The 22,129-nt window shown below is 60.8% G+C and carries 15 protein-coding genes and 1 riboswitch; of the genes, 9 read left to right on the top strand and 6 right to left on the bottom strand.

Annotated elements, in window-relative coordinates; all coding sequences use genetic code 11:
• Positions 1 to 29: 29 nt before the first annotated feature.
• Both aceA and aceK read left to right on the top strand, forming a co-directional pair.
• On the top strand, positions 30 to 1,337 hold the full coding sequence (gene aceA / locus GKQ23_RS22125) for an isocitrate lyase (protein ID WP_212409450.1): 1,308 nt from the start codon (positions 30 to 32) through the stop codon (positions 1,335 to 1,337).
• A 324-nt stretch (positions 1,338 to 1,661) separates the two neighbouring features.
• Positions 1,662 to 3,401 carry a bifunctional isocitrate dehydrogenase kinase/phosphatase gene (aceK, locus tag GKQ23_RS22120; RefSeq protein WP_212409449.1) on the top strand — a complete coding sequence of 580 codons (1,740 nt, stop codon included), beginning with the start codon at positions 1,662 to 1,664 and terminating at the stop codon, positions 3,399 to 3,401.
• Here aceK and GKQ23_RS22115 read toward each other — a convergent pair.
• From GKQ23_RS22115 to iclR, 4 genes are all read right to left on the bottom strand, one after another.
• The gene (locus GKQ23_RS22115; RefSeq protein WP_212409448.1) at positions 3,392 to 4,324 is read right to left on the bottom strand and encodes a phosphatidate cytidylyltransferase; all 933 of its coding nucleotides are present in this window, start codon (positions 4,322 to 4,324) and stop codon (positions 3,392 to 3,394) included. The two genes, aceK and GKQ23_RS22115, sit on opposite strands and share 10 nt — an antisense overlap.
• A complete protein-coding gene (locus tag GKQ23_RS22110) occupies positions 4,321 to 4,971 on the bottom strand; it encodes a 1-acyl-sn-glycerol-3-phosphate acyltransferase (protein ID WP_056235001.1) in 651 nt (216 codons plus the stop codon). The genes GKQ23_RS22115 and GKQ23_RS22110 overlap by 4 nt, the downstream gene beginning before the upstream one ends.
• Positions 4,964 to 5,629: a CDP-alcohol phosphatidyltransferase family protein gene (locus tag GKQ23_RS22105; RefSeq protein WP_212409447.1), complete on the bottom strand. Its 666-nt coding sequence runs from the start codon at positions 5,627 to 5,629 to the stop codon at positions 4,964 to 4,966. The genes GKQ23_RS22110 and GKQ23_RS22105 overlap by 8 nt, the downstream gene beginning before the upstream one ends.
• Positions 5,630 to 5,709: 80 nt before the next feature.
• Entirely contained in the window at positions 5,710 to 6,543 is an 834-nt protein-coding gene (gene iclR / locus GKQ23_RS22100) for a glyoxylate bypass operon transcriptional repressor IclR (RefSeq protein WP_056235008.1), read from the bottom strand.
• 247 nt (positions 6,544 to 6,790) lie between these two features.
• On the opposite strand from iclR, the gene metH reads away from it, so the two are divergent.
• Positions 6,791 to 10,426: a methionine synthase gene (gene metH, locus GKQ23_RS22095; RefSeq protein WP_371820227.1), complete on the top strand. Its 3,636-nt coding sequence runs from the start codon at positions 6,791 to 6,793 to the stop codon at positions 10,424 to 10,426.
• Between the two features lie 255 nt (positions 10,427 to 10,681).
• The gene (locus GKQ23_RS22090; RefSeq protein ID WP_056235014.1) at positions 10,682 to 12,316 is read left to right on the top strand and encodes a Na/Pi cotransporter family protein; all 1,635 of its coding nucleotides are present in this window, start codon (positions 10,682 to 10,684) and stop codon (positions 12,314 to 12,316) included.
• A gap of 561 nt (positions 12,317 to 12,877) precedes the next feature.
• Here the strand turns inward: GKQ23_RS22090 and panS are convergent.
• On the bottom strand, positions 12,878 to 13,801 hold the full coding sequence (gene panS, locus GKQ23_RS22085) for a ketopantoate/pantoate/pantothenate transporter PanS (protein WP_212409445.1): 924 nt from the start codon (positions 13,799 to 13,801) through the stop codon (positions 12,878 to 12,880).
• Between the two features lie 304 nt (positions 13,802 to 14,105).
• Positions 14,106 to 15,458 carry a lysine-sensitive aspartokinase 3 gene (gene lysC, locus GKQ23_RS22080; RefSeq protein WP_056235025.1) on the bottom strand — a complete coding sequence of 451 codons (1,353 nt, stop codon included), beginning with the start codon at positions 15,456 to 15,458 and terminating at the stop codon, positions 14,106 to 14,108.
• Between the two features lie 81 nt (positions 15,459 to 15,539).
• Positions 15,540 to 15,732, bottom strand: a riboswitch (Lysine riboswitch).
• A 373-nt stretch (positions 15,733 to 16,105) separates the two neighbouring features.
• On the opposite strand from lysC, the gene pgi reads away from it, so the two are divergent.
• From pgi to GKQ23_RS22055, 5 genes are all read left to right on the top strand, one after another.
• Positions 16,106 to 17,752 carry a glucose-6-phosphate isomerase gene (gene pgi / locus GKQ23_RS22075; protein ID WP_056235028.1) on the top strand — a complete coding sequence of 549 codons (1,647 nt, stop codon included), beginning with the start codon at positions 16,106 to 16,108 and terminating at the stop codon, positions 17,750 to 17,752.
• A 526-nt stretch (positions 17,753 to 18,278) separates the two neighbouring features.
• A complete protein-coding gene (gene yjbE / locus GKQ23_RS22070; RefSeq protein ID WP_072166337.1) occupies positions 18,279 to 18,518 on the top strand; it encodes an exopolysaccharide production protein YjbE in 240 nt (79 codons plus the stop codon).
• Positions 18,519 to 18,593: 75 nt separating this feature from the next.
• Positions 18,594 to 19,241, top strand: coding sequence for a YjbF family lipoprotein (locus GKQ23_RS22065; protein ID WP_212409444.1), 648 nt, complete (start codon positions 18,594 to 18,596; stop codon positions 19,239 to 19,241).
• Positions 19,238 to 19,993, top strand: a complete 756-nt coding sequence (locus tag GKQ23_RS22060; protein WP_101506423.1) for a capsule biosynthesis GfcC D2 domain-containing protein — start codon at positions 19,238 to 19,240, stop codon at positions 19,991 to 19,993. The genes GKQ23_RS22065 and GKQ23_RS22060 overlap by 4 nt, the downstream gene beginning before the upstream one ends.
• Positions 19,993 to 22,086, top strand: a complete 2,094-nt coding sequence (locus tag GKQ23_RS22055; protein WP_056235036.1) for a YjbH domain-containing protein — start codon at positions 19,993 to 19,995, stop codon at positions 22,084 to 22,086. The genes GKQ23_RS22060 and GKQ23_RS22055 overlap by 1 nt, the downstream gene beginning before the upstream one ends.
• The last annotated feature ends 43 nt before the right edge of the window (positions 22,087 to 22,129 follow it).

Raw genomic sequence — 22,129 nt, 5'->3', positions numbered from 1 at the left:
CTGAACCCTGAACCCTGACAAGGAGCACCATGATGACTTCTCGTACCGAACAGATTCAGCAGACCGAACAGACCTGGCGCGACAGCCGCTGGAACGGCATCCTGCGCCCCTACAGCGCGGCAGAGGTGGTGCAGCTGCGCGGATCGGTTAATCCGGCCTGTACGCTGGCGCAGCAGGGGGCGGAAAAGCTGTGGGCGCTGCTCAACGGCGGTGCCGGCAAAGGCTACGTTAACTGCCTCGGCGCGCTGACCGGCGGCCAGGCGTTGCAGCAGGCGAAGGCCGGCATTGAAGCGATCTACCTCTCCGGCTGGCAGGTGGCGGCGGATGCCAACCTGGCGGGCAGCATGTATCCGGATCAGTCGCTCTACCCGGCGAACTCGGTGCCGTCGGTGGTGGAGCGCATCAACAACAGCTTCCTGCGCGCCGATCAGATCCAGTGGGCCGCCGGCATTGAGCCGGGCGACCCGCGCTATACCGACTACTTCCTGCCGATCGTCGCCGATGCCGAAGCGGGCTTTGGCGGCGTACTCAACGCCTTTGAGCTGATGAAAGGGATGATTCAGGCGGGGGCGGGCGGGGTGCATTTCGAAGATCAGCTGGCGTCGGTGAAGAAGTGCGGCCATATGGGCGGTAAGGTGCTGGTGCCAACCCAGGAGGCGATTCAGAAGCTGGTCGCCGCCCGGCTGGCCGCCGACGTGATGGGCGTGCCGACGGTGCTGATTGCCCGCACCGATGCTGAAGCCGCCGACCTGATCACCTCGGACTGCGACCCGTATGACCGCGAATTCATCAGTGGCGAACGCACCGCCGAGGGTTTCTTCCGCACCCACGCCGGGGTGGAGCAGGCGATCGCCCGTGGGCTGGCCTACGCCCCTTACGCCGACGTGGTGTGGTGCGAAACCTCGACCCCGGACCTGGCGCTGGCGCAGCGCTTCGCCGGGGCGATCCACGCCCGTTTCCCCGGCAAGCTGCTGGCCTATAACTGCTCGCCGTCGTTCAACTGGAAAAAGAACCTCGATGACGCCACCATCGCCCGCTTCCAGCAGGCGCTGGCGGAGATGGGCTACAAATACCAGTTCATCACCCTGGCCGGCATCCACAGCATGTGGTTCAACATGTTTGACCTGGCAAAAGCCTACGCGCAGGGGGAAGGGATGCGCCACTACGTGGAAAAGGTGCAGCAGCCAGAGTTTGCCGCCATCGAGCACGGCTACACCTTCTCCTCCCACCAGCAGGAGGTCGGCACCGGCTATTTTGACCGGGTCACCAACACTATCCAGGGCGGCGCTTCGTCGGTCACCGCACTGACCGGCTCCACCGAAGAGCAGCAGTTCTGAGTCGCACCGTCGGCAGACCGTGCCAGAGAGGCTTACGGCTGCCTTATTAAGCGTTGGGGATTGGAGGGCGCACGGACTCACGCAGTGGGGCGGTCGTGCCAGCAGAGAGACTAACGGCGCTCATCTGATGCCTTATTGAACGCCGGGATTGCAGGGCGCACGGACCAACGCAGCGGGGCGGTCGCGCCAGCAGAGAGGCTAACGGTGTTCCTCTGATGCCTTATTGAACGCAGGGGAACGGAGGGTGTACGGGCTAACGTATTGGAGCGATCGCGCCAGCAGGATGCTCTGAATCATTGATGTCATAGCGGGTGGAGGTAGCCGATGGCTTCAGAAACATTGATTGCACAAACGATTCTGCAGGGCTTTGACGCCCAGTACGGGCGCTTTCTGGAGATTACCGCCGGGGCGCAACAGCGCTTCGAACTGGCCGACTGGCAGGCAGTTCAGCAGGCGATGAAGGCGCGTATCCACCTCTACGACCATCACGTCGGGCTGGTGACCGAGCAGCTGCGCTGCATGGCCGGGCCGGAGGTGGCGGACCAGCATTTTCTGCAGCAGGTCAAAGCCGTCTACACCGGCCTGCTGCCGGACTATCCGCGCTTTGAAATTGCCGAAAGCTTTTTTAACTCGGTTTACTGTCGCCTGTTCAGCCATCAGTCGCTGACCGAGGAGCGGCTGTTTATCTTCAGCTCACAGCCTGAACGTCGTTTCCGCACTATCCCCCGCCCGCTGGCGAAATCCTTTAGTGCCGTGCAGGGCTGGCGGCCGCTGCTGACGGCGCTGCTGGCCGACCTGCCGCTGCGCCTGACGTGGCAGGATCTGCCGCGCGACGTCGGTTTTATCCTCGCGCATCTGCAGGAGCATTTCCCGGCGGCGGCGCTGCAGCAGGCCACGCTGCAGGTGGCTAACGAATTGTTTTACCGTAACAAGGCCGCCTGGCTGGTGGGCAAACTGCGCACACCGGACGGCGTGTTCCCCTTTCTGCTGCCGATCCACCGCAGCGACGAGGGCGAGCTGTGGATCGATACCTGCCTGACCCAGCCGCGCGAAGCCAGCATCGTGTTCGGCTTTGCCCGTTCCTACTTTATGGTTTACGCGCCGCTGCCCGCCGCGCTGGTGGAGTGGCTACGCGAGATCTTACCGGGCAAAACCACCGCCGAGCTGTATATGGCGATTGGCTGCCAGAAGCACGGTAAAACCGAAAGCTACCGCGAGTACCTCAATTATATGGCGGGCAGCGAGGAGGCTTTTGTTATCGCGCCCGGCGTGCCGGGGCTGGTGATGCTGGTGTTTACCCTGCCGGGGTTCGATCGGGTGTTTAAGGTGATTAAGGACCAGTTTGCGCCGCAGAAAGAGGTCACGCCGGCCCGCGTGCGCCAGTGCTATCAGCTGGTCAAAGAGCACGATCGCGTTGGCCGTATGGCGGACACCCAGGAGTTTGAGCACTTTGCCATCGAACGCGGCCGCATCAGCCCGCCGCTGCTGGCGGCGCTGCAGCGCGACGTGCCGTCGATCCTGCGTGAGGAGGGTGAAATGCTGGTGATAGGCCACCTGTATATGGAACGGCGGATGACGCCGCTCAACCTGTGGCTGGAGCAGGCCAGCCCGCTGCAGCGCCGTGAGGCGATCGAAGAGTACGGCAACGCGGTGAAACAGCTGGCCGCCGCCAACATCTTTCCCGGCGATATGCTGTATAAAAACTTTGGCGTCACCCGCCACGGTCGGGTGGTGTTCTATGACTACGACGAAATCAGCTATATGACCGAGGTGAACTTCCGCGATGTGCCGCCGCCGCGTTATCCGGAAGATGAGCTGAGCGCCGAACCCTGGTACAGCGTGGCGCCGGAAGACGTGTTCCCCGCCGAATTCCGCCACTGGCTCTGCGCCGATCCGGCGATTGCCGCGCTGTTTGACGAGATGCACGGCGAACTGTTCAGCGCGGCGTACTGGCGCGGACTGCAGCAGCGCATCCGCGACGGGCATATTGAGGACGTGTTTGCCTACCGCCGCCGCCAGCGCTTTGCTCAGCGCTACGGCAGCGGCGTGACGGCTCAGGTGTAGAAGTAGCGCACCACGTGGAAGAATACCGGCGCGGCGAAGCACAGGGAATCAATGCGATCCATCATGCCGCCGTGCCCCTCGATCATCGCGCCGAAGTCTTTCACCCCGCGATCGCGTTTGATGGCGGACATGCACAGCCCACCGAGGAAGCCGAGCAGGGTGATCAGCAGCGAGATCAGAAACGCCTGCCACGGGGCAAACGGCGTGATCCACCATAAACCCATTCCCACCAGGCTGGCAGAAAGGATGCCGCCGACAAAGCCCTCAACGGTTTTGTTCGGGCTGAGCTTCGGCACGATCGGCCGCTTACCGAACAGCTTGCCGAACACGTACTGCAGCACGTCGGAGATCTGCACCACAATCATCAGGAACAGCAGCAGCTTGATGTTCTGCTGCTCAAAGCCGGGGATCTGCAGCATCAGCAGCGCCGGGGCGTGGCTGATGCAGTAAACGGCGATCATCATGCTCCACTGGATCTTCGCCGCCCGCTCCAGAAAGTGCTGCGTATCACCGGCCAGCGCCAGCCGCGCCGGAATAAACAGCCAGGCGTACACCGGGATCAGAATGACAAACACCCCGTACCACTGCACGCCCACCAGCAGATACTGCAGCGGCAGGATGATAAAGAAGCACCAGAACAGCGTCTCGTGATCGCTGCGGCGGGTGGGCAGCAGCGTGATGCACTCGCGCAGGGCGAAGAACGACATCAGCATAAACAGCACCACCGAGCCGATCGGCCCGATCAGCATCGCCAGCACCGAAATAATACACATCACCCACCAGGCGCGGATGCGCGCGTTAAGGTTGCTGACGGTGGCGTTCTGTTTAAAGTGGGCGATGATGCCGCCGGTGATGCTGGCGAACAGCAGCAGGCCAAACAGGCCGCTGAGCAGCCAGATCAGAGAATCATCCCATTGGGTCATGGTGCCAGCGCCTCCAGCGCGGATTGGGTTCGGTCCAGAAATGCCTGCTTATCTTCACCGTCCTGCACGCCCGGCAGCGGGCTGCCGAAGGTGGCGCTGCAGATGATCGGCACCACCAGCCGCGAGCCTTTCGGCAGCACGCGGTTAAGGTTATCCAGCCACACCGGCACCAGCTCCACCTCCGGCCAGGCTTTGGACAGATGATAAAGCCCGCTTTTAAAACGGTTCAGCTGTTCGCCGTCGCCGCGGGTCCCTTCCGGGAACAGGATCAGCGAGTGCTGCTGCGCCAGCGCCTGTTTCAGCGGTTCCAGCGGATCCGGGCGCACCGCAGCACCGGCCTGCGCCGTGGCGGCGCTGCGGCGCTCCACCAGCACCGCGCGGAACACCTGCAGCGCCAGATAGCGGCGCAGGCGGGAGCCCAGCCAGTAGTCGGCGGCGGCCACCGGATGCACCGTATCGCGCAGCGGCTTCGGCAGGCTGGCCCAGATCACCAGCCCGTCGAGGTGGCTGCTGTGGTTGGCGAAGTAGATGCGGGTTTTACCGGCGTCCGGCTCGCTGTGCCAGCGCGAGCGGATACCGGTCAGCAGGCGGCACGCCGTCACCAGCAGTCTGCTGACCAGCCGTGCGGATAAACGGCGCTTACTCATGTGGCACCTCCTTACGCAGTGCGGCGGCCACCAGCCGGGTACGCCGCACGCAGGTCACCAGCGTACCGGCGATAATCAGCCACAGCGCGATGCTCAGCAGCGTCTGCCCCCAGCCGGGCAGCAGCAGGGTGATTGCCGCCGCCAGGGTCAGCAGCGCCATACGATGCTGCTTGGCCATCGGCCCGGCGAAGCGCTGCGCCAGGCCGCAGCTGCCGCCCAGCAGGCGGATATAGGCGGTCATCATCGCCAGCAGCGCGGCGGCCCAGCCCAGCGTCGGGCCGAGCGGCAGGCTGGTCAGGCCGTAGCCGACGCCAAGCAGAATCAGCGAGTCAGAGATGCGGTCGGGCATATCGTTATAGATTGCGCCCACCGCGCTCTTCAGCCCGCCCTCAACGGCGACCATGCCGTCAAACAGGTTACACAGCAGCCGGCCCTGAATGCCGATAATGGCACCGGCCATCGCCAGCTGGGTCAGCCCGTCGCCGTCGCCACGGAAGGCAACGGCAAAGCAGACGGCGGCCAGCAGCGCAAAGACGATACTGGCGACGGAGATTCCGTTAGGGGTGGCGCCGGCGCGCTGCAGCCAACGCGCGCCGGCGGTGGCCCAGCGCGCGTCGCGCGTTTTGACCGGACGGCGGTCCTGAACGTCCTTATCCATATTTATCCTCCAGAGGATGAAAGTAAGGTGGGGCAGGCTCCCGGTGCCGCCGTGACGGCGCGGCCCGGGACGATTTTTTATCAGCGCACGCCGCCGTATTCGCGGGTGATCTCTTTCGCTGCCTTGATCACCAGAGCGCCGATCTCGGTGACGCGGTCATCGGTGATGCGCGAGATCGGCCCGGAGATCGACAGCGCGGCAAAGGGCTCATGGTGTTCGTCGTAGATGCAGGCCGCCACGCAGCGCAGGCCGAGCGCGTGCTCTTCATCATCAAAGGCGTAGCCGCTTTTGCGCACCCGCGCCAGATCTTCTTTCAGGCTGTGCGGCGACATCAGCGTTTTTGGCGTGTAGTGATGCAGCCCCTGGCGGTGCAGCAGCCCGGTCACCTGCTGCTCGCTCAGGTTGGCCAGAAACGCCTTGCCGGCCCCGGAGGCGTGCATCGGCAGCTTGCCGCCGATCGGTGCCGACATGCGCATCAGCTGGGTACACTGCACCTGATCGATGATCACCGCCTGATGGTCGCTGAGATCCAGCACCGCCAGATTAACGGTTTCGCCCGACTGCTCCATCAGCGTGCGCAGCATCGGGTGCACCAGCGCCAGCAGGTTGCGGCTCTGCAGGAAGCTGCTGCCGACCACAAAGGCGTGCGCGCCGATGGTCCACAGCCCGAGATCGCCCACCTGACGCACAAAGCCCTGCTGCTGCATGGTGCTTAGCAGCCGGTGGGTGGTGGAGTTGGGCAGCCCGGCCTGCTGGGCCAGTTCGGTCAGCGCCACGCTGCCGTGGGACTCGGCGATCAGTTCCAGCAGCGTCAGACCACGGGTCAGCGACTGCACCTGACCGGTAGCATTAGGTCCTTGCGCGGTGGTCTGGCGCGGTTTTTTGCCGCGTTTAGCCACGACGGGGGTAGCCATAACGAACTCCTTAACGTTTCATCCTGTGGAAATCATTTTCGTTTTATTGGCTAATAATGCAACGGCTACGAATCAGGTCTGACCAGCAGGGCATAAGCTGAACAACTCTCAACTGCGATTGCTGTTACCCGTACAAAAGTTGTGCCAGTATGGCGTACTGGCGCTGGGGCCAGCAGGCGATGGCGAAGAGGCAGGAACGGTGAGCAACAGGACTGAAGCGCTGCATCAGCAGCTGGCAAAACGCATTATGCTGCTGGACGGCGGTATGGGCACCATGATCCAGAGCTACAGGCTGCAGGAGGACGATTTTCGCGGTACGCGTTTCGCCGGCTGGCCCTGCGATCTGCAGGGCAACAACGATCTGCTGGTGCTGACCCAACCCGACATTATCCGCGATATCCATAACGGCTACCTCGCGGCGGGTGCCGATATCCTCGAAACCAACACCTTTAACGCCACCACCATCGCCATGGCCGACTATGAGATGGCATCGCTGTCGGCGGAGATTAACCGGGTAGCCGCACAGCTGGCCCGCGCCTGCGCCGATGCGTGGACGGCGAAAACGCCCGAGCGCCCGCGCTACGTTGCCGGTGTGTTAGGGCCCACTAACCGAACCTGCTCGATCTCGCCGGACGTCAACGACCCCGCCTTCCGTAACGTCACCTTTAACCAGCTGGTGGAGGCCTACCGTGAATCAACGCGGGCGCTGATCGAGGGCGGTTGCGACATCATCATGATCGAAACGGTGTTCGACACCCTCAACGCCAAGGCGGCGATCTTCGCCGTGCAGAGCGAGTTTGAGGCGCTGAGCGTGACGCTGCCGCTGATGATCTCCGGCACCATTACCGATGCCTCCGGCCGTACCCTCTCCGGCCAGACCACCGAAGCCTTCTATAACTCGCTGCGCCATGCTGAACCGCTGTCGTTTGGCCTGAACTGTGCGCTGGGCCCGGACGAACTGCGCCAGTACGTCGCCGAGCTGTCGCGCATTGCCGAAGGTTACGTTAGCGCGCACCCCAATGCCGGGCTGCCCAACGCCTTTGGCGAATACGATCTCGACGCGGCCATCATGGCGGAGCAGATTGGCGAATGGGCGCGGGCCGGCTTCCTGAATATCGTCGGCGGCTGCTGCGGTACCACGCCGGAACATATCGCGGCGATGGCCAGAGCGGTGGAAGGCGTGGCGCCGCGCCCGCTGCCGGCCATCCCGGTCGCCTGCCGCCTGGCGGGGCTGGAAGCGCTGACCATCAGCCCGGAAACGCTGTTCGTTAACGTCGGCGAACGTACCAACGTCACCGGCTCCGCCAGATTTAAGCGGCTGATCAAAGAAGAGAAGTACAACGAAGCGCTGGACGTGGCGCTGCAGCAGGTGCAGAGCGGCGCGCAGATCATCGACATCAACATGGATGAGGGGATGCTCGACGCCGAAGCGGCGATGGTGCGCTTTCTTAACCTGATCGCCGGCGAGCCGGATATCGCCCGCGTGCCGATTATGATCGACTCCTCAAAATGGGAAGTGATCGAGAAGGGCCTGCAGTGCATCCAGGGCAAGGGCATCGTCAACTCAATCTCGATGAAAGAGGGCATTGAGCCGTTCCTGCACCACGCGCGGCTGGTGCGCCGCTACGGCGCGGCGATGGTGGTGATGGCCTTTGACGAAGTCGGCCAGGCCGACACCCGCGAACGCAAAATCGAGATCTGCCGCCGCGCCTACAACATTCTCATCGAACAGGTGGGCTTCCCGCCGGAAGACATCATCTTTGACCCGAATATCTTCGCGGTCGCCACCGGCATTGAAGAGCACAACAACTACGCGGTGGACTTTATCGGCGCCTGTGAGGACATCAAACGCGAACTGCCGCACGCGATGATCTCCGGCGGCGTCTCCAACGTCTCGTTCTCGTTCCGCGGCAACGAGCCGGTGCGCGAGGCGATCCACGCGGTGTTCCTCTATCACGCCATCCGCAACGGCATGGATATGGGCATCGTCAACGCCGGCCAGCTGGCGATCTACGACGACCTGCCGGCCGACCTGCGCGAAGCGGTGGAGGACGTGGTGCAGAACCGCCGCGACGACGGCACCGAACGGCTGCTGGCGCTGGCGGAAAAATACCGCGGCAGCAAGGGCGACGACGACAGCACCAGGCCGCAGGCCGAATGGCGCGGCTGGGAGGTGGCGAAGCGGCTGGAGTATTCGCTGGTGAAGGGCATCACCGAATTTATTGAAGAAGACACTGAAGCCGCCCGCCAGCAGGCCGCGCGGCCGATTGAGGTGATCGAAGGCCCGCTGATGGCCGGTATGAACGTGGTCGGTGACCTGTTCGGCGAGGGTAAAATGTTCCTGCCGCAGGTGGTGAAATCGGCCCGCGTGATGAAGCAGGCGGTGGCCTGGCTGCAGCCCTATATTGAAGCCAGTAAAGAGAAGGGCAGCACCAACGGTAAAATCGTCCTCGCCACGGTGAAGGGTGACGTACACGACATCGGTAAAAACATCGTTGGCGTGGTGCTGCAGTGTAACAACTACGAAATTATCGACCTCGGCGTGATGGTGCCGGGGGAGAAAATCCTCAAAACCGCCCGCGAGCACAACGCCGACATTATCGGCCTCTCCGGGCTGATCACCCCGTCGCTGGATGAGATGGTCAACGTGGCGAAGGAGATGGAGCGCCAGGGCTTTACCCTGCCGCTGCTGATCGGCGGAGCTACCACCTCGAAGGCGCATACGGCGGTAAAAATTGAGCAGAACTACAGCGGGCCGACGGTCTACGTGCAGAACGCCTCGCGCACGGTGGGCGTGGTCTCCGCGCTGCTTTCTGCCGGCCAGCACGACGAGTTTGTTGCCCGCACCCGCAAAGAGTATGACACCGTGCGCATCCAGCACGCGCGCAAAAAGCCGCGCACGCCGCCGGTCAGCCTGGCGGTGGCGCGCGCCAACGACACGAAAATTGACTGGGAAAACTACACGCCACCCCCTGTCCGGCAGCAGGGCGTCAGCGAAGTGAGCGCTAACATCGAAACCCTGCGCCACTACATCGACTGGACGCCGTTCTTTATGACCTGGTCGCTGGCCGGCAAGTATCCGCGCATTCTGCAGGATGAGGTGGTGGGCGAAGAGGCGCAGCGGCTGTTTGCCGATGCCAACGCAATGCTCGACCAGCTGAGCCGCGACGGCACGCTCAATCCGCGTGGGGTGGTTGGTCTTTTCCCGGCTAACCGGGTGGATGACGATATCGAAATCTACACCGACGAGTCGCGCACGGAAATTTTGCAAGTGAGTCATCACTTACGCCAGCAGACAGAGAAGACGGACTTTCCGAACTACTGCCTGGCCGATTTTGTTGCGCCGAAGTCGAGCGGCAAAGCCGATTACCTGGGTGCTTTTGCGGTCACCGGCGGCCTGGAAGAGGATGCGCTGGCCGCGGCGTACGACGCGCAGCACGACGACTACAACAAAATCATGCTTAAGGCGCTGGCAGACCGCCTGGCGGAGGGCTTTGCCGAATACCTGCACGAGCAGGTGCGTAAGACGATCTGGGGCTTCGCACCGGACGAGAGCCTGAGCAACGAGGAGCTGATCCGCGAAAACTACCGGGGCATCCGCCCGGCACCCGGCTACCCGGCCTGCCCGGAACACACCGAAAAGGCCACCATCTGGCAGTTGTTGGACGTGGAAGCCCGCACCGGGATGAGGCTGACCGAGTCCTTCGCCATGTGGCCCGGCGCGGCGGTCTCCGGCTGGTACTTCAGCCACCCTGACAGTAAATATTTCGCCGTCGCCCAGCTGCAGCGCGATCAGGTAGAAGATTACGCCCGCCGTAAAGGCATGCCGGTCAGCGAGGTCGAGCGCTGGCTGGCACCGAACCTCGGGTATGACGCTGACTAACCCACCATCGGCACTCCACTAGTTCGGTCGGCAGCCTGCGTAAACGGCTGCCGACCGCGTGTCTGAGATGCACCTTGCCCGCCATGATAACCCTCACATTTTCAGCAAAATCCTTACTGCATTTGTCCCTTACTCAAACATATCATGCTGATTAAAAACCTGATTTTTGATTTAGCAGCTAAACTTTCACCTGAAGGTTTATGATTGAAAACGTGCGTCGGCCGGACGGCTGCAAAGAAGTGAGGTAAAAGAACGGTGTTAACCCTGTTGAACTTATTATCCGCCGTGGCGCTGCTGGTGTGGGGTACCCATATCGTGCGTACCGGCATTATGCGCGTCTACGGTGCCGACCTGCGCCGGGTGCTGAGCCACAGCGTCGCCAAAAAACCGATGGCCTTTATGGCCGGTATCGGCGTGACCGCGCTGGTGCAGAGCAGCAACGCCACCACGCTGCTGGTCACTTCGTTTGTCGCCCAGAACCTTGTGGGGCTGACCCCGGCGCTGGTAATTATTCTCGGTGCCGACGTCGGTACCGCGGTGATGGCGCGCATCCTGACTTTCGATCTTTCGTGGCTGTCGCCGCTGTTTATCTTCTTCGGCGTGGTGTTCTTCCTCGGGCGCAAACAGAGCCGCGCCGGGCAGGTGGGGCGGGTGTTTATCGGGCTGGGGCTGATCCTGCTGGCCCTGCAGCTGATCGTCGCCGCCGCCACGCCGATCACCCAGGCCTCCGGGGTGAAGGTGATCTTCTCATCGCTGACCGGCGACGTAATGCTCGATGCGCTGATCGGCGCGGTGTTTGCCATTATCAGCTACTCCAGCCTCGCGGCGGTGCTGATCACCGCCACGCTGACCGCCACCGGGGTGATCTCGTTTAAGGTGGCGCTGTGCCTCGTCATCGGGGCCAACCTCGGCAGCGGGCTGCTGGCGATGCTTAACAACAGTACCGCCAACGCCGCCGGCAAGCGGGTGGCGCTGGGCAGCCTGCTGTTTAAATTTATCGGCCTGCTGATCGTGCTGCCGTTCGTTGAGCCGCTGGCGGCGTGGCTGGACCGGCTGCCGGTGGATGATGAAGAGCTGGTGATCTTCTTCCACGTGTTCTACAACCTGATCCGCTGCCTGGCGATGGTGCCGTTTGCCGGCGCGATGGCGGCGCTGTGCGAACGGCTGATCCGTGAAGAACCGGAAAACGACCTGCGGCTGAAACCGCGCCATCTTGACGCCTCCGCGCTGGATACGCCAACGCTTGCGCTGGCGAATGCCTCCCGCGAGACGCTGCGGATGGGCGACGTTATGGAGCAGATGCTGGCGTCGTTCAGTAAAGTAATCCACGGCGAAGTACGCCAGGAACGCGAGATCCGCAAGCTGGATGATGACGTCGACGTGCTCTATACCGCTATCAAGCTCTATCTGGCGCAGATGCCGAAGGAGGATCTGGCCGAGGAGGATTCCCGCCGCTGGGCGGAGATTATCGAGATGGCGCTGAACCTGGAGATGGCCGGCGATATCCTGGAGCGAATGGGCGGCGACGTGGCGAGTAAGTCGCTGACCGCGCGGCGGGCATTCTCCGTGGAAGGGCTGCAGGAGCTGGACGAACAGCTGGAGCTGTTGGGCAGCAATCTGCGCCTCAGCCTGTCGGTATTTCTTTCACGCGATATCACCAGCGCCCGGCGGCTGCGCCGCGCCAAGCACCGTTTCCGCATCACCAACCGGCGCTTCTCCCACGCCCACGTGGACAGGCTGCACCAGCAGAACGTGCAGAGCATTGAGACCAGCTCGCTGCATCTCGGCCTGCTGGGGGATATGAAACGCCTGAATTCGCTGTTCTGCGCGGTGGCCTACAGCGTGCTCGAGCAGCCGGACGATGACAAGAACGATGACGATCGGGGATAAATCGTCACCTGCCTCCCAACGGACTTCCTGTCTGGCTGTGGCTTTGTACTCAGGTGCCTGGTTCGGCGGCCTATTTGCTGCCAGGGCATCGCTGCTGATTCCGGCGATCGGGTCGCCCGTTGCGGGCAGATCGCCGGGTCGCCGTGAACCCTTCCCTGGGGGCTCGGACGGCGCATCCGTGCGCCGTACGCCCGGCTAACCTGTCCCCCAACGGACTCCCTTTTAGGCTGCATTGTTGCTGTTAAGGGCTTCGCTGCTAATTCCAGTGTTCAGCTCGTCGGGAACGATATGATCCCCAAAGCTTGAATGCCGATAAAGCGATTCAATCGCAAAAAGGCAATCGGGGGGTGATGCGGATAAGCGGACTGTCAGCGCCCATGGATGGGCGATGCCAAGCCCCCAGGGACGGGTTTACGGCGTGTCCGCGTTCCGCATCACCCCCCGATAAGCCAGGCTCCGGTTTAGCAGCCATACCCCTAACCAGAGGCACCATTTTTGCAGCAAAGCCCAAAAAAAAGCCGGAGCATCTCGCCCCGGCTTCTTCCTGACAAAAAGAGAACCTTACTTATTCTTGTCCTTAATCTCTTTCCCCGACCAGTAGCCCGCCAGCAGCGACCCGGACAGATTGTGCCACACCGAGAACAACGCACCTGGCAACGCCGCCAGCGGTGAAAAGTACAGCTTGCCCAGCGTCGCCGCCAGACCGGAGTTCTGCATCCCCACCTCCAGCGCCAGCGTGCGGCAGGTTGACTCATCAAAACCGAACAGCTTGCCGCCCCAGTAACCGCCCAACAGACCAATGGCGTTATGCAGCATCACCGCAATAATCACCACCAGGCCCACCGAGGCAATATGGCTCTGACTGCCCGCCACTACCGCACTGATGATCAGCAGAATACAGACCATTGAAAACGCCGGCAGATACGGCTCCACGCGCTTCACCACGCCGTTCAGCGTATGGTGTATCACCAGCCCGAGGCTAATCGGCACCACCACGATCTTCACGATGCTCAACAGCATCCCCACCACGTCCACCTGAATATGGGTATCAACGTAGAACTTGGTTAACAGCGGGGTGGCAAACACGCCGACCAGCGCCGACACGGACGAGATGGTCACCGACAGCGCCACGTCGCCCTTCGACAGATAGATCATCACGTTCGACGCGGTACCGCTGGCCACGCTGCCGACCAGAATCATCCCCGCCGACAGATCCGGTGGCATATTAAACAGCTTCGCCAGCGCCCATGCGGCCAGCGGCATCACCAGATAGTGCAGAAACGTCCCGGCAATCACCGGTGCCGGACGAGTCAGCACCCGCTTAAAATCATCAATATTCAGCGTCACGCCCATGCCGAACATAATCAGCATCAGCAGATAAGTGACGTACGGACCAAAGCCGGTAAAGGTATCCGGCGTATAGTAGGCGGCAGCAGAGAGCAGGACCGCCCACAGGGGGAACAGTCGCGTTACGGTGGCGAGCATAGCCAGACTTCCTTTTATCATGTTGTATGTATCCCGCGTGTAAACTCCGCAGGTAAGACGGTAAACCCAATTTGCCATAGCAGACGGCGCCGTTACCAGAAACGGCGGGAACAGATCATAGCATTAAAAGTGGGGTGAAAAAGCAGCAAACCTGCGGTGAATATCAGCAGAAAAAGCTAAGTCAGTGCGGTGAAAGCAGTGCGATCGGCTAACGCGGGGCGAGGCGCGGGCCAGAGACCGCCTGTTTATTCCGGGCGTAAAAAAACCGGGCCAGGCCCGGTTTCGCGATGACTCAGTGACCCGATTACTCGAACAGGTTGCGGTGCAGCCGCTGAACCACCTGCTCCGCGTCCTGGCCTGGGACCAGGAAGCACAGGTTATAGCTGCTGGCACCGTAGCAGATCATCCGCAGATTGAACCCTTCCAGCACGCCAAACACCTCTTTGCCTACGCCGCAGGCCTGGGAGAGTTTGTTGCCGATCAGCGCGATCAGCGCCAGGTTCTCTTCCACTTCCACCCGGCACAGCGATGACAGCTCGGTCAGCAGCGCCTGAGTCAGCAGACTGTCGCCGGTCGAGGTCGACCCGGTGGTATCCAGCGTCAGCGCCACGCTCACTTCAGAGGTGGTGATCAGGTCCACCGAGATACTGTGGCGCGCGAGGATATTGAACACCTCGGCAAGGAACCCGCGCGCGTGCAGCATGTTCATGCTGTGCAGGGTCAGCAGCGTCTGACGACGACGCAGCGCCAGCGCGCGGAACAGCGGCGGGTTCTGGCCCTTATTGCACACCAGCGTGCCGCCGGCGGATGGATCTTTGCTCGAACCGACAAACACCGGAATATCGCTGCGCACGGCCGGCAGAATGGTCGCCGGGTGCAGCACTTTGGCTCCGAAGGTGGCCATCTCAGCGGCTTCTTCAAAGGTAATCTCATCGATACGCTTGGCGGCAGACACCACGCGCGGATCGGTGGTGTAGATGCCCGGTACGTCGGTCCAGATATCAATACGGCTGGCACCCAGCGCTTCGCCGAGCAGGGCAGCGGTATAGTCGCTGCCGCCGCGGCCAAGGGTGGTGGTGCGGCCTTTATCTTCGCTACCGATAAAGCCCTGGGTTACCACCAGCGCTTCGGCAATACGTGGCTGCAGCTGGGTCGACGCCAGCGTCGACAGGGTAGCGATCTCCGGCTCGGCACGGCCAAAACGATCGTTGGTGCGCATCACTTTACGCACGTCAAACCACTCGGCGTTAACCTGGCGCTCGCGCAGGATTTCAACGAACAGCAGGGTCGACATCAATTCGCCGTGGCTGACCAGCTCGTCGGTCAGCGCGGTGGAGGTCGCCAGCGCGGTGGCCTCGGCCAGCATGGCGATATTCTCCAGCATGCGGTCGATCTCATCGCTGATTACGCCGGGCTCTTGCAGGCAGTCGATAATGGCGTACTGAATGCGGCGGATATCGTCCAGCAGGTACGCGCGTTCCTCCAGCTGTTTACCTTCAGCCAGCGTCACTAAAAGATTGGTTACACCCGCAGAGGCGGAGAGAACGACCAGACGCACGTCCGGGTTGGACAGCACCACATCGGCGCTGCGATTCATAGCGGTAAAATCGGCCACGCTGGTGCCGCCAAACTTCGCTACGATCAGATTTTGAGACATGACTACCTCGTGTCAGGATATTTTCCATCAGCCTTGGCACAAGGGGGAGAGCAGGAACGGGTCAGACGTAGAAACTACGAGTCACCCGGAAGCGCCCCACCTTGCAAAACGTCTGTTCATCAGACGTTCCGGTGACAACCCAGAGGATTCAGCCCCTGTGGTCGATACGTCCCACTCCGCGTGGGTAATACCTCGGCGTCGCACCCCATCATATGCCTTCGCTGGATACGGTTCCTCCAACACACTGCCTGGGCGACGCGCCTCTTCCAGGTTGCGCACGGGTGCGCAAACAGGCGCATAGAAATATCGGTTTATCCCCCCGCTGTCAACGACAGTCGGCCGATGATTACTGATATTCCTGAAGGGGCTGGCGGTATTACCGCTGCTAATCGCCAGCGGCAAAAAAAACGCCCGTCTGGGCGAAAACATCAATTTTTCTGCGCACATCACGGACTATAATTTTCAGCCTGATGCCGTCATACTGAAACGATTAGTGCGAATCATCCGCAGTTAGCATAACGATACCGCCCGGACGACGCCGCAATGATAGCTCGTGCCTGTTACAGGAAAAGGTCAGCGTCGCGCGACGAACGCGTACACTGTCGTCCGGCTGATTTACGATTCTTAAATAAAAAGAGTGTGTTGCTATGAAAAATATCAATCCGACACAAACCGCTGCCTGGCAGGATCTGCAGCAGCATTTTGAACAGATGAAAGATGTGCAAATTGCTGACCTGTTTGCTAAGGATAGCGCCCGTTTCACCGCGTTCTCCGCCACCTTCGACGATCAGATCCTGGTGGACTACTCCAAGAACCGTATCACCCGCGAGACCCTCGATAAGCTGCAGGCGCTGGCAAAAGAGACTGACCTGCAGTCGGCAATCAAATCAATGTTTTCCGGTGAGAAGATCAACCGCACTGAAGATCGCGCGGTACTGCACGTTGCGCTGCGTAACCGCAGCAACACGCCAATCCTGGTCGATGGCAAAGACGTGATGCCGGAAGTCAACGCGGTGCTGGAAAAGATGAAGGGCTTCTCTGAGCGCATCATCAGCGGTGACTGGAAAGGCTATACCGGTAAAGCGATCACCGACGTGGTGAATATCGGCATCGGCGGCTCGGATCTCGGTCCGTTTATGGCCACCGAAGCGCTGCGCCCGTACAAAAACCACCTGAATATGCATTTCGTCTCCAACGTGGACGGCACCCATATCGCCGAAACGCTGAAGGACCTCAGCCCGGAAACCACGCTGTTCCTCGTGGCCTCCAAAACCTTCACCACCCAGGAGACCATGACCAACGCCCTGAGCGCGCGCGACTGGTTCCTCAAAGCGGCCGGCGACCAGCAGCACGTCGCGAAGCATTTCGCCGCGCTGTCCACCAACGGCAAGGCGGTGGCGGAGTTCGGTATCGATACCGACAACATGTTCGAGTTCTGGGACTGGGTTGGCGGCCGCTACTCGCTGTGGTCGGCGATTGGTCTGTCGATCGTGCTCTCCATCGGTTATGACAACTTTGAGCAGCTGCTGAGCGGCGCACACGCGATGGATCAGCACTTCGCCAATACCCCGGCTGAGCAGAACCTGCCGGTGCTGCTGGCGCTGATCGGCATCTGGTACAACAACTTCTTCGGTGCTGAAACCGAAGCGATCCTGCCGTACGACCAGTATCTGCACCGTTTTGCCGCCTACTTCCAGCAGGGCAATATGGAGTCTAACGGCAAGTACGTTGACCGTAACGGCAACCCGGTGGATTACCAGACCGGCCCGATCATCTGGGGCGAGCCGGGCACCAACGGCCAGCACGCGTTCTACCAGCTGATCCACCAGGGCACCAAGCTCATCCCGTGCGACTTTATCGCGCCGGCGATCACCCACAACAAGCTGGGCGACCATCACAATAAGCTGCTGTCCAACTTCTTCGCGCAGACCGAGGCGCTGGCCTTTGGTAAGAGCCGTGACGTGGTGGAGAAAGAGTTTGCCGATGCCGGTCTGGCCGCCAGCGCCGTTGAGCACGTGGCGCCGTTCAAGGTGTTTGAAGGCAACCGTCCGACCAACTCGATCCTGCTGCGCGACGTGACGCCGTTCAGCCTCGGCGCGTTAATTGCTCTGTATGAGCACAAGATTTTCACTCAGGGTGCGATTCTGAACATCTTCACCTTCGATCAGTGGGGCGTGGAGCTGGGCAAACAGCTGGCGAACCGTATTCTGCCTGAACTGGCCGATGGTACAGAGGTAACCAGCCACGACAGCTCAACTAACGGCCTGATTAACCGTTATAAGTCCTGGCGTTAATCGGGCTTATCGCAGAACCGCATCACCACCCCGGGCAACCGGGGTTTTTTAACAGTCGTCTTTTTTCGTTTTTTCCAGCATCGGCGTGTGGAAACTGTGCGCCCCCTCTCTAGGATTAATCTTAAAATGCGTTTTTTTTCCTCGCATTTTACGCCGATTTTTTTGAAAATATCCCGCGTTTATCTCTAGTTATGTCCGCTAATGTAAAGTTTAACTGGATGATTTTATAAACTTTTATTTGCAAAAATGACTAATTATTACCATCATGTCGTGCTTAATCTGATTTAAGGCGCTTTTACCATAACAGGGTGTTGTTGCCGCCTTTAATTGGCATTAAGTTTCGTAAAATGGCTATTTTGCATAATTTAATGTGCAAAAAAGCGGTTTGTTGAGCATGGATTAGTGAAACTGACCGGCTAAAGCGACTATTATTAGTCCGCTGATTTCTGGAGTTTTATTCCCCATACTATGAGTGCCGGGTTCCATTCTGGCCCCGGTGTTCATTCATTTCATGAAGGAAAGTGCAATGAAAAAACTGTTATGGGCTGCTGCAGCCTCTGTGTATTTAGTGGGTGCTTCTGCTGCGTTTGCTGCACCTGGTGACGCTGCTGGCGTTGAAGCTGGCGCGCTGTCTTCTGGTGCTGCAACCGCAATCGGCGTCGGCGTTGTTGCCGTTGTTGCTGGCGTTGCAGTCGGTGCAGCAGGTGGCAGTAACGGTTCTAATACCGGAACCACCACTACTACCACCACCAGCACCACCCGCTAAGTATCACTTTTAAACATAACCACACGTCCGTGTGGTTATTTTTTACGTCACCTATTTGCTCAGGGATCCTAACCGGTGCGAAACCTACCTCTGCTGCTAATCTGCCTGCTGTTACAGGCCTGTACCGCCACTCAAAAAGGCTTGAGTGACGCCGCGACCCAGGCTTTCCTTGGCCCCGATGATATTCAGGTGACCGCTGAACGCATTAACGCGCTGCCTTATGCCAGCATGTATTTGCGTGTCGCTGACGGTCAGCAAATTTTCGTGGTACTGGGCTTCAATGAAAACGGCCAGCAGAAGTGGATCACCAGCGATAAAGCGATGGTGGTGACGCAGAACGGCCGCGTAATCAAAACCCTGGGCCTGAGCGACAACCTGAACCAGGTCAGCAACCTGCAGCAGGATCCGCTGCGTAACCCGCTGCAGCTGACCGAGGGGGCCGGCTGGACCCGAACGCTGAGCTGGACCGAACAGGGCCAGCTGCGCGCCGGCGAAGCCGTCTCGCGCTTTACCCGTCTGAAGGATGAGGTGCTGCAGTTAGCCGGGAAGCCGGTCGCCTGCCGCGTCTGGCAGGAAGAGGTCTCTATGGCCAGCAACGGTAAGTCCTGGCGCAATACCTTCTGGATCGATACCACCAGCGGCCAGATGCGTAAAACTGAGCAAGACCTTGGCGCAGACTATCTTCCCGTGACCACCACTATCCTGAAGCCGGCAAAATCATGAAAAAACTGATCGCTTTATGCGCAGGGATAGCGGCCTCGCTGTCGCTGCAGGCCCTGGCCGACAGCCAGGTTACGGTGTTTTATCCCGGCCAGCAGCAGACCGCACAGGTCAGCCACGCCGCTAACCTCGCCCAGCTGGTGGCCAGCCCGGCGCTACAGGGGAAAACCTGGTGGCCCGGCACGGTCATTGCTGAAAAACAGGCCACTGCGGTGGCGCTGCAGCAACAGCAGCAGCTGCTGGCACGCCTGGCGGGCTGGCGTGATGCGCTGCGCGGCGATGATGATGCCGCCCAGGCCGCGGTGGTCGAGAACGTGCGTCAGCAGGTTGCCGCGCTGAAGGTTACCGGCCGTCAGCTGGTCTCCCTCGACCCGGATCGGGTTCGCCTCTCGTCCTCCGCCAACCGCCGGCTGGTGGGTGACTACAGCGTCTACACCCTGGCCGAACCGACCTCCGTTACCCTGTTCGGTGCGGTAGACGGTGCCGGAACAACGCCGTGGGCGGCCGGGCGCAGCGTGGCTGACTACCTGCAGCCGCGTGACCACGTGCGCGGCGCGGAGCGCAATACGGCGCAGCTGATAACGCCGGACGGGCAGGTGAGCGAGGTGCCGGTCGCCTACTGGAACCGCCGCCACGTTGAGCCCGCCGCGGGCAGCATTATCTTTGTAGGCTTCTCCTCCTGGACGCTGCCGCGCGACCTGGCCGATCTTAACCAGCAGATCGTATCTGTTCTGACGCACCGGATCCCTGACTGATGAAAAAACGTTACCTTCTCAGCCTGCTCTCATTCTCTGTCACCTGCGCGCTGCAGGCACAGGCGGCTTCTTACCCGGAACCTGTCGGTCCGTCACAGTCTGACTTCGGCGGCGTCGGCCTGATGCAGGTGCCGACCGCGCGGATGGCGAAAGAGGGCGAGTTCAGCCTCAACTACCGTAACAACGATCAGTATCGCTTCTACTCGGCTTCGGTAGCGCTGTTCCCGTGGCTGGAAGCGACCGTGCGCTACACTGACGTCCGTACCCGTCAATACAGCGGCTCGGAAGAGTTCAGCGGCAATCAGAGCTACAAAGACAAGGCGTTTGACCTCAAGCTGCGCCTGTGGGAAGAGGGCTTCTGGCTGCCGGAAGTGGCGGTCGGCACCCGCGATCTGGGCGGTACCGGGCTGTTTGACAGTGAATACCTGGTGGCGACCAAGGCCTGGGGGCCGTTTGACTTCACCCTCGGCATGGGCTTTGGCTACCTCGGCAACAGCGGCAACGTGACTAACCCGTTCTGCCGGGCCAGCGATAAATACTGCTACCGTGACGGCAGCAACGGCACGCCGGGGTCGGTCAGCATCAGCAACGCCTTCCACGGTCCGGCTGCGATCTTCGGCGGTATCGAATACCAGACGCCGTGGCAGCCTCTGCGCCTGAAGGCCGAATACGAAGGCAACGATTACCAGGGTGACTTTGCCGGCAAGCTGGAGCAGAAAAGTAAGTTCAACGTCGGAGCCATTTACCGCGTCACCGACTGGGCGGACGTCAACGTCAGCTACGAGCGTGGCAACACCTTTATGGCGGGCTTCACCCTGCGCACCAACTTTAATGACAATACCCAGGTGCAGCGTGATAAGCCGGTACCGGCTTACAACCCGCAGCCGCAGGAGCGGTTCCTCGAGCCGACCACCACCGCCGCGCAGCTGACCGACCTGAAATACAACGCCGGCTTCGACGCGCCGCGCATTCAGGTGAAAGGCGACACGTTGTACGCAAGCGGTGAGCAGACCAAATACCGCGACACCGCACGCGGCGTGGAGCGCGCCAACGTGATCCTCGCCAACCATCTGCCGGAAGGCGTAGAGAAGATCCGCGTCACCGAGATCCGCAATAATATGCCGCAGGTGACCACCGAAACCGACGTTGTCAGCCTGAAGCGCCAGCTGGAAGGCTATCCGCTGGGGCATGAAGAGACGCTGCGTCAGGTGCGTATCAACCCGCACCTGCCGGAGAACGCCGAGCAGGGCTTCTACATCGACGGCGATCGCCTCGACTACAGCCTGTCGCCGGTGCTCAACCAGTCGGTTGGCGGCCCGGAAAGCTTCTACATGTACCAGGTGGGCGTGTCGGCTAACGCCAGCTACTGGCTGACCAACCACCTGCTGATTGACGGCAGCGTGTTCGTCAACGTGGCCAACAACTACAACCGCTTTAACTACGACGGCGCGCCGGGCGACTCGAGCCTGCCGCGGGTGCGTACCCACATCCGCGAGTACGTGGAAAACGACGCCTACGTCAACAACCTGCAGGCCAACTACATGCGCCACCTCGGCGGTGATTTCTACGGCCAGGTGTACGGTGGTTATCTGGAGACCATGTACGGCGGCGTCGGCGGTGAACTGCTCTATCGTCCGCTGGACGCCAGCTGGGCGATTGGCGTCGATGCCAACTACGTTAAGCAGCGTGACTGGGACAACATGATGAAGTTCACCAACTACAAGGCCAAGGTGGGCAATCTGACCGGTTACTGGCAGCCGTGGTTCTTCGAGGGCGTGCTGGTCAAGGCCAGCGTCGGGCAGTATCTGGCGGAGGATAAGGGCGTGACCGTTGACGTCTCCAAACGCTTCGACAGCGGCGTGGCCGTCGGCGTCTACGCCACCAAAACCAACGTCTCGTCGGAAGAGTATGGCGAAGGGGACTTCACCAAAGGGTTCTACGTCTCCATCCCGATGGATCTGTTCAGCCTCGATCCGATCCGCGGCCGCGCCCAGATCAACTGGACACCGCTGACGCGTGACGGTGGCCAGCAGCTGGGTCGTAAGTACAACCTCTATGACCTGACCAGCGATCGCGATATTAACTACCGCTGATCCTGCCAGCGCCGGCCCGCCACGGTTAGCCGTACGGGCCGGC

This window comes from Erwinia sp. E602, from assembly GCF_018141005.1.
In the GTDB taxonomy this organism is placed as follows: Bacteria; Pseudomonadota; Gammaproteobacteria; order Enterobacterales; family Enterobacteriaceae; genus Erwinia.
The sequence above is the reverse complement of the archived record's forward strand: the minus strand, read 5'-3'. Positions and strand labels throughout refer to the sequence as shown.

Bases quoted from the DNA above. Each gene is read 5' to 3' on its own strand.
- lysC (WP_056235025.1), bottom strand. From the start codon at position 15,458: ATGTCTCAAAATCTGATCGTAGCGAAGTTTGGCGGCACCAGCGTGGCC.
- iclR (WP_056235008.1), bottom strand. From the start codon at position 6,543: ATGGCTACCCCCGTCGTGGCTAAACGCGGCAAAAAACCGCGCCAGACC.
- yjbE (WP_072166337.1), top strand. From the start codon at position 18,279: ATGAAAAAACTGTTATGGGCTGCTGCAGCCTCTGTGTATTTAGTGGGT.
- pgi (WP_056235028.1), top strand. From the start codon at position 16,106: ATGAAAAATATCAATCCGACACAAACCGCTGCCTGGCAGGATCTGCAG.
- GKQ23_RS22055 (WP_056235036.1), top strand. From the start codon at position 19,993: ATGAAAAAACGTTACCTTCTCAGCCTGCTCTCATTCTCTGTCACCTGC.
- aceA (WP_212409450.1), top strand. From the start codon at position 30: ATGATGACTTCTCGTACCGAACAGATTCAGCAGACCGAACAGACCTGG.
- metH (WP_371820227.1), top strand. From the start codon at position 6,791: ATGCTGCTGGACGGCGGTATGGGCACCATGATCCAGAGCTACAGGCTG.
- GKQ23_RS22105 (WP_212409447.1), bottom strand. From the start codon at position 5,629: ATGGATAAGGACGTTCAGGACCGCCGTCCGGTCAAAACGCGCGACGCG.
- GKQ23_RS22115 (WP_212409448.1), bottom strand. From the start codon at position 4,324: ATGACCCAATGGGATGATTCTCTGATCTGGCTGCTCAGCGGCCTGTTT.
- GKQ23_RS22060 (WP_101506423.1), top strand. From the start codon at position 19,238: ATGAAAAAACTGATCGCTTTATGCGCAGGGATAGCGGCCTCGCTGTCG.
- panS (WP_212409445.1), bottom strand. From the start codon at position 13,801: ATGCTCGCCACCGTAACGCGACTGTTCCCCCTGTGGGCGGTCCTGCTC.
- GKQ23_RS22110 (WP_056235001.1), bottom strand. From the start codon at position 4,971: ATGAGTAAGCGCCGTTTATCCGCACGGCTGGTCAGCAGACTGCTGGTG.
- aceK (WP_212409449.1), top strand. From the start codon at position 1,662: ATGGCTTCAGAAACATTGATTGCACAAACGATTCTGCAGGGCTTTGAC.